The 7,587-nt window shown below is 40.8% G+C and carries 5 protein-coding genes; all 5 read right to left on the reverse strand.

From position 1 onward, the window contains the following. Nucleotides 1-96 precede the first annotated feature (96 nt). A complete protein-coding gene (locus H5163_RS20755; protein WP_259399841.1) occupies nucleotides 97-657 on the reverse strand; it encodes a peptidoglycan-binding protein in 561 nt (186 codons plus the stop codon). Beyond that, nucleotides 654-1,238 (reverse strand): hypothetical protein, encoded by a 585-nt coding sequence (locus H5163_RS20760; RefSeq protein WP_182735861.1) that lies wholly within the window; start codon nucleotides 1,236-1,238, stop codon nucleotides 654-656. Before H5163_RS20760 ends, H5163_RS20755 begins: the two co-directional genes overlap by 4 nt. Nucleotides 1,239-1,276: 38 nt before the next feature. Beyond that, a complete protein-coding gene (locus H5163_RS20765; protein ID WP_182735862.1) occupies nucleotides 1,277-1,603 on the reverse strand; it encodes a hypothetical protein in 327 nt (108 codons plus the stop codon). Between the two features lie 96 nt (nucleotides 1,604-1,699). Then, nucleotides 1,700-6,391: an OmpA family protein gene (locus H5163_RS20770; protein ID WP_259399842.1), complete on the reverse strand. Its 4,692-nt coding sequence runs from the start codon at nucleotides 6,389-6,391 to the stop codon at nucleotides 1,700-1,702. A gap of 2 nt (nucleotides 6,392-6,393) precedes the next feature. Further along, a complete protein-coding gene (locus H5163_RS20775; RefSeq protein WP_182735863.1) occupies nucleotides 6,394-7,461 on the reverse strand; it encodes a PD40 domain-containing protein in 1,068 nt (355 codons plus the stop codon). Between the last annotated feature and the right edge of the window lie 126 nt (nucleotides 7,462-7,587).

Genomic DNA, 7,587 nt, shown 5'->3' on the forward strand with positions numbered 1-7,587 from the left:
ATTGTTAACTACCATTGCCATACTGTACGGGGTACTCATACTAACTCCCAAATACTTGTTGTAATTTTGCTTTGGTTTTAGGGCCTGGTATGCCGTCTATGTCGAGATCGTGCTCGTACTGAAATCCTTTACACCAATGCGTGTTTTTTGACCCATGACGCCATCAACTGTGCCACAGTCAAAGCCCAATAAATTGCAGCGTGCTTGCACACCTGAAAGTGTATCGATGGGGTCTAAATGACCAACTTGTGCGGTAAAACTTTCACTGGGTGAGCTTTGATCTTCCTTGAGATATAAATCAACCTGAGCGGTGAGCGTGTCGTTCTCATTTAGCTCAACTTCAACTAGGCCGTCGCTCGGTAAAACGGTATCGATAGTTTGGCTGCCTATGTTGAGTACAATACGTTTGCCAGTGATGTCATCACCATCTTCATGAATTATTTGCAGGCGAAAATATTCTTTTTCGTTTTGTACAACAAACGTATTTAGGCTATTGGCGCGCAGCGGCATAAACTTTTCTTTTTTAGGTGGTATGGTAATAACGTCACCCGGGTAAATTAAGTTTGGATCAGGGCGCAGCGCTCTAAACTCAGCATTACTGGGGTGGTTATAAAGCGCTTTTGAAGTTCTAAAACCATCAGCCCTTACCTTATTCACACGGGGGGAATGGGTAAATTGTCTTTATCAAGCGGGATATCTGTATCGTTCTCCGATAAATGTGTTAACACCGCATTTAGCTGCTGCGCAAAATCGTTTGGTTTTTCATCATCAAAAAATGCAAAGGGTTTGTCATCGGTTTGCCATTGCTTGCACTGCGGCATTACATGCTCGCGGCCATATTCCATAAATTGGCAAATAAACGCCAATACTGGCTCGTACGCATCTTTACCGTTGTAATAAGGGTTATGGCGCGGTTGCACCATAAAGTTAGCCCAACGCATATCACCGCGCCTACCAAGGCTGCGCGTTTGAATACGCATCATTTGTGAATCTTCATGTATTCGGAGGTCTTTAAAATGTTGAGCACGGACGTTGCCCTTATACCAGTGATAAACAATTTGCCGATTACGATCAAACACCATCGGCGCTTGGCGCTTAAAAAAGATTAAAAAGTACAATAAGGGCGGAAGTGTCAGTATAATAAAGATGGATAAAATTATATCTCGCTTAAGGCGAAACGTACCGCCAACATCAGCGGTTTCATAGTAGTGATAATGCATATAGCGGCTTAATGACATTTTGCCATTTTCATCAAGCCGTTCATAAATATTTTTCCTCACGGGGGGTAAAGTGGAAGATAAAAAATAGTTTTCTCCGTATTTTTTTTATAAGAGTCAATATATTCCAAAGTTTCCTGTTCAACTGACTTCCACATAGAATAAAAACCAACTACCTGGTAAAACGCAATAAATGACACCATGAATAACATCGGGATAATGCCCATATTACGTGCTTTAATAGAGTTGTTGCTAAGCTTACAGGCATTATCATCAACATAGATGATCGGCGGTGGTGGCATCTCTGCGCTAGGTAACTTAAATGCCAACAACGCTTTTAATTTATTGACTAAGGGTACTGGGTAAATTGGTTTAATTAATGCCATAATATGCTGATATTTTAAAAGGTGAAGTAAGCTTAGGTAAAAGGGCTGTTCACAAAGAGTGCTTGGTTACAGCCCTGTAAGTACTAAGAAGTTAATTTACTCTTTAAAAGCCCCTAACGGCCTGACCTTCTTCTTTGTCGCATCTTCAACAAACCACTGTTTCACTTCACCTTCAGTCAACCCTTCCTCTGACAACCTTTTATACACTGCTTTTTGTGATGGGGTTGAATGCTCGCCATTTAGCTTTGCGGCTAATTCTTTTAAATCAGCTTCAGGTAATGTTTTACCCCAAGGCAAATCGCTATTTGTAGGGTTAGGCAATGGTAACTTTAACTGCAAACCATGGTTGCTGGTTTTATCAGTCGTCGAACCGATATCATTAAAGTTAAAACCAGAATTACCCGCAGAATTAAAGCTAGCGACGCCTAGCTCCATACTATACTCCCGGTCTTGTTGCTCAGTAAACAAATCACTAAACTGAGCTGTAAATATATCACCAAAAGGCCTTAAACCTTTAACGGTAACCCGTTTTGGCGACTCATACTTTAAACTAAAGTTCGCTGCAAAAACAAAAACCTGCTCTTCACCGGCAAATGCTTTAGCGTCTTTATTATGCCAATTAAGCAACGCTCGAGCTCGAGCCTGTTTACCTTTCTCGTTATAAGGGCCTGCGTTATTCAATAGTTCAATTAACTCTTCATACTCTGGGCCTACCTGCTCATCAATTTTGCACTGGTTGTCATCCCACATATCCTCAAATTGATAGTCATCGTCATGCCACGTATCCACCATTTTATTTAAAATACGCTCTGTTTTATAACCTTTATTTGCATTACGCGTTGCTTTGCCTAAATAGCACAGCTTTGACTTATACTGCGGGCCTTGGTCATTAATACCAATAGTCTGCTGCAGTATTAAATCACATGGCACACTACGCCAATCTAAACCAATTAATTTTTTGGTATAATTATCAGACTCTAGCTTTGTACAGGTGGCTACAACCATAATATCGACTTGGGTATTCCAATCAAAGTCATCAAATATTATGTCATCGCCAAACTGGCGTACTTTAAACCCTAAACTTTGTGCGGCAGCAAATTCACTCTCAAATAAACGGATTGAGCGCCCTTGCCTTTGTATTTTACTGGTCATTAAATAAGGCTTTCCTTCACCGCCAAAGCGCACCAAAATTCTAATGCTTTTTTCCCCCGCAAAAAGCTCTGGGTATACAAAGCTTGAGCTATTACTGGTTAAAAAGCCTTTTATTAATAGTGACTCTTCATTACCACCATTACGCTTTGTATTTAAATCAACATAAAACTCATTCGCCACAAACTTATTTTTTATGCCTAAGGCATAGAGGACCTCCGCAGTGTCAGACTCAAAAATCATCTCATCACTATTATCTTTACGTTCTCCCATTAACGGCAATACAACTCCAAGACTACTGCCAACTTGCGCACGAATGAAATAACGCATGTCAGAAAAATTGTCATCTTGATAGTATTCAAGTGCAGAGTCGTGCATTAATGGGTAAAAGGCTTCTTCGTGCACCATAGGCTTGGTACCTAAATACGTTTTTGGCCCCAACTGAAAAAATGGTGTAAATACACAACCAAACTTTCCGGCAAAGTGCTTTTCACTCTCTAATAGCTCAGACTCGACAAGTGGTCTTACCAACTCTTTATAAGCAAGCTCGTTATTTTTCCCATCACAGCGCGTTACTTTAAAGGTAATAGGGGCAATACCGGTCATCGTATCGTTAAACACCACTAAAACACGAATAGGTGTGAATGGCGTTAAGCGCTTTAGTTTGTTGGCAATAATTGGCAACCATTTTTTTGACGTTGGGTCTTGATAATATATGGCGCTGTGATGATAACTTGCTTCACCATAGTCAGAAAATACCGGCTCAAAGGTGTTTGCAAAGCTTTCAAGGTATTTACTGCCTGCTTTTTCTTGTGTGCCAAAGGTATGAATAGGAAAGTAGTTTTGAAACTCAGCGGTAATATAGTTATGTTCACGCGCGAGTGTTGGCACCGCCATCATATAAAAGCCATACGGGTTAGACTGCGAGTGCATATAAAGTGCGTTTTGAGGGTCCTCTACCACAGTTTTACGTGCGGCTTTAGTTAACAGGCTGTAATTGTCACTAAACCCATAGAGCGCTTTTTTATCATTGCCTACGTTTTTCTTTTGACCTGCGATACTATCAATTAAAAACACCCAAAAGGTATCCATACGAATTGATGCACCGGGTAAATTAGGGAGCGCCCAGCTATCACCTAATAAAAAGTTTTCTATGTATTGTTTTACTTTATAACGCTCTAGGTTGTTGTAGTATTCGCTTTTATCTCCTTCACGCTGCGCCCTTAATAACAAGCCCATCAGGCCCGATATTGCCTCTGAGCGCAGTCTAAATTGCGCAGCCCACTGCGTACTTTGCTCTGTGCTTTCGCTCTCTTTAAATTCACTAAGCAGCTCATGCATCATCCCTTGGTTAGCAGCACATTCTTGGCCTAGGCGTTTATCTCTTTGAATTTCGGCATAATACTTTTTACAGGCGTTATCGAGCAGCACTTCATCCATTAAATTAGCAGCCGATGTAGCTATAGCACCACCCGCTTTTAATACTGCCACCGCCGCTGCAATAGGCGCTGTTGCCGGAATAAATGCCATCACACCCAAAGCAATGTTGATCATTTGCCACGCCATGGCATCAACTGTTTCACCTACTTTGATATCGTTAACCACGGTTAAGTTACGAAAGCGCTCTAAGCTATCCATACCCTCGCGTGATGGGCAAACCGAGAGCTGGCTAATAGCATAAGCGGCAATGTGTACACGGCGGTTTTGCGCTCGGCTGGCTTCATCTTTATTATTTACAAGTGGCTGAGTATAACCCAGCCCTTGCACTTCAATACGCGCCTCATCAATACCAGCTTGAGTTACTAAAATATTTTTAACAGCATCGGCTCGTCGCTCAGATAGCGCCATATTATAATCGTAATGACCCAGATCGCAGGTATGGCCTGCCACTATAATTTTAAGCGTTTTGTTTAGCTCAAACGCTTTTAAAACCGCTTCACTTTGCTGCAAGATAGCATCACGGTATTCATCGGTTACCTGCTCACTATTAAGTGCAAACTGTGCTTTAATTACCACGTCTTTTACTATTTCTTTAGCACTTAAATGCTCAAAATAATCGTTAGCAACCGTTTTATAGTGCCGTTTAGCTTGCGCTAAATTAGGGATATTTGTACCAAATTGCTGCAACGTAGTTTGCCCAAGTGCTGCAATATTTATGGTTAAGTCAGCTATATTGAGTGCATTACCTGCTGCATCCATTGCTACCTTAGGAATGCCAAGCTTTTTACCTAAACTTTTATTATAACTTTCCATTGCAGCTGGTGTGTTCGCTGGTAAGCGCCACAGGTTTTCTGCAAGTGCTTGCCTCCAACCATCGGTTGTCATAGCTGCACGGGCACTACGTAGCTTTTGCCACGCATCTTGCCCATCTTGCATTGCAAATACAGAATCAAGGGTGGCTTGAATGGTTGTATCTGCATTCGCTCTTAAATGAACATGTAATGCTTTAGCAATTTTACTGCCTAACACAAATTTACCATTGGTGGTAAAATTGCCGTTACTGGCACTGGCGGTTATATCAGTATTAATTAACCCGGCGGCAAGTTGTGCGCGGCCTTTTGCCACCGCCCAACCATGGCAAAAATTCTCAAAACCACTGGCTATTTTTATCGGTTCATCGCTGACTTTAGCGCGGCCAATTTCTTTACCGTTTTCATCTTTAACACTAATATTTTTAGGGTCATAGGTGGCATGCTCGGTTTTTAAATCTTTGGCATAACTTATTAAGTGGCTATAAAAACGCGGAAATTGCTTTATTATTGCCTCTTCAACCGAAAGCGGGTCGCAGTTAATTACATCAAACTCACCGGCTTCATTTTTTATATCAAAACGCACCATTTCGGCTAATTCGTAGTAATAATATGTGCCGTCAAATTGAATTGATTTAGCACACCATCGTGATTGTTGAATCTCTAGTTTTTTTTCATTCAACCTCAATTTAATGCGGTACAACCCTTTGGGTAGTCTCTTGTTAGTACCTGATATAACAGCTAAGTTAGTTTCAGTAACGAAAGTCGCAAATATGTCTTCACCTACAGGCGGTGACAAAACAATGTTTTCACCCGGAGAAAGAAGCGGGATGTTTGGATTAATACTTAAAATTACTGCTCGGGTTTTTGCCAGTATATAAGCTTGGATACTTTGTACGTTCTTCTGAGTTATTTCTTTTGCATACCACTTATTGTAAGTGTCGTCTTCGCTATTCTCTGTTAGCTGTTTTAAATTGGTAATCGGGACTGTTCGTAGCTCTAATAACGGCGTATTTGAGCTGCTGTAATTTTTTAAATTATCAACAAACTCTTTCGCCCATCCACTAGGGTTATTATTGGCAATGAGCCCTATAGACTCTATGGGCGGAATAATAATAGACCGTTGATTATTATTTGCCATGTACGCATGAAATGGCAGACGCGTCTCTAATGACTCACTGTTTATTGTCGATAAAATACCAGCACTATTTGTTTTTAATACAATAGGCTTTTTTGTATCGTAAGTGGCTGACTCAGGCTGCTCGGCCACCACGATTCGGTTTGCTACCGGGGTTAATTTACCAACCGGTTTATTGTTTTCAACATATCCAGTTAATAAATACACTATTGGGCTGGCACTTCCTTTGCTCATATCATGCATTTTATGCATTATTATCGTCCTTGTACTGCTAAGTTTGTAACTGCTATTGGACCTAATGTATCAAGACCCCAAATACCATTTTCTTTTACTATCGCCTCAGCTTGCTCACCGGTCACTATATTCTTTGTTCTTATGATACGCTTTGAAGGATAGAAACCATTTTTACCACGCTCTTTTGAAAATTTTGCTACAAACTCCAATTGATAATCCTCTTCTGAAGAAAAAATAACGCCATTTCCTTCCCCTATTTCTGAATGCTTAACCTCAGGGTTGGCAATATTCACCCAATGAAAATGCGCTTTTGGTCTGCCTTGAGTCATAAACGCTAAATATTTTCCATCCGGTGAAATACGGTGGTTTTTCATTTCCCATTCTCTTGGGAAACCAAAATCAACTTTACGTATTACCTCACCATCAAACTTATGTATCCAAAAGCCGTCGTGCTTTACCGCTAAAAACTCTTTATCGCCGGGCAGTAAAAACAACTCCTCTGAGTAAATTATTTTACGCTGCGTAAGTGTTGCTGTTGATACCTGGTAGTTGTAATGTTTACCATCTGCATAAAAAATCACATTATCGCTATCTGAGGTCCAGTTAAATGAAGGGTAGCCGCCACCGCCTGACATGGTGATTAGCTTTTTTTCTTTGGTGTCGTACAACTGTCGCGTGGCTCTATCATTGATATAACCCGAAATAGCGATATAACGGTTATCTGGTGAGCGAGCTGGTGCATGTATACTAATAGATTCAAGCTTTTGAAATACCTCTTCTGGAATAATACGGCGCCTGTCAGAGCCATCTAAACGAGATGACCACAGCGTGCGTACCTCACTGTATTTGTATTTATTCCAAAACATTAACCGCGGGGTTGAAAAAGTATCTGCATCGCCATACACCTCTTCACGTATTTCCATCGGCCACTCAGGGTGGTTTTGATGCTCTTTAGCCCATGGGTATTTAGCAACATCAACCTCTACTTGTGATGAACTTTGCGATGAGGGCTCTGAGCAACCGCTTAGCAATAAGCTAAAGCAAACGCTGAGGGCGCAAAGCATGCTGTGATTTTTTAAAAACGTCATTAAAACTATCCTTTTACTGAATGAGCCCATTTATTGGATTGCTGTAAACAAACTCATTATTTAAAACCTTTTATAATGAAGGCAAAATGAATGCACTTACCCTTCTGTTATCTCTGCCATTATTAC

The sequence above is a fragment of the Pseudoalteromonas sp. SG44-8 genome, assembly GCF_014164125.1.
In the GTDB taxonomy this organism is placed as follows: domain Bacteria; phylum Pseudomonadota; class Gammaproteobacteria; order Enterobacterales; family Alteromonadaceae; genus Pseudoalteromonas; species Pseudoalteromonas rhizosphaerae.

Excerpts from the sequence above, each read along its gene's own strand:
- H5163_RS20760 (WP_182735861.1), bottom strand. The coding sequence starts at position 1,238 with ATGTCATTAAGCCGCTATATGCATTATCACTACTATGAAACCGCTGAT.
- H5163_RS20765 (WP_182735862.1), bottom strand. The coding sequence starts at position 1,603 with ATGGCATTAATTAAACCAATTTACCCAGTACCCTTAGTCAATAAATTA.
- H5163_RS20770 (WP_259399842.1), bottom strand. The coding sequence starts at position 6,391 with ATGCATAAAATGCATGATATGAGCAAAGGAAGTGCCAGCCCAATAGTG.
- H5163_RS20775 (WP_182735863.1), bottom strand. The coding sequence starts at position 7,461 with ATGACGTTTTTAAAAAATCACAGCATGCTTTGCGCCCTCAGCGTTTGC.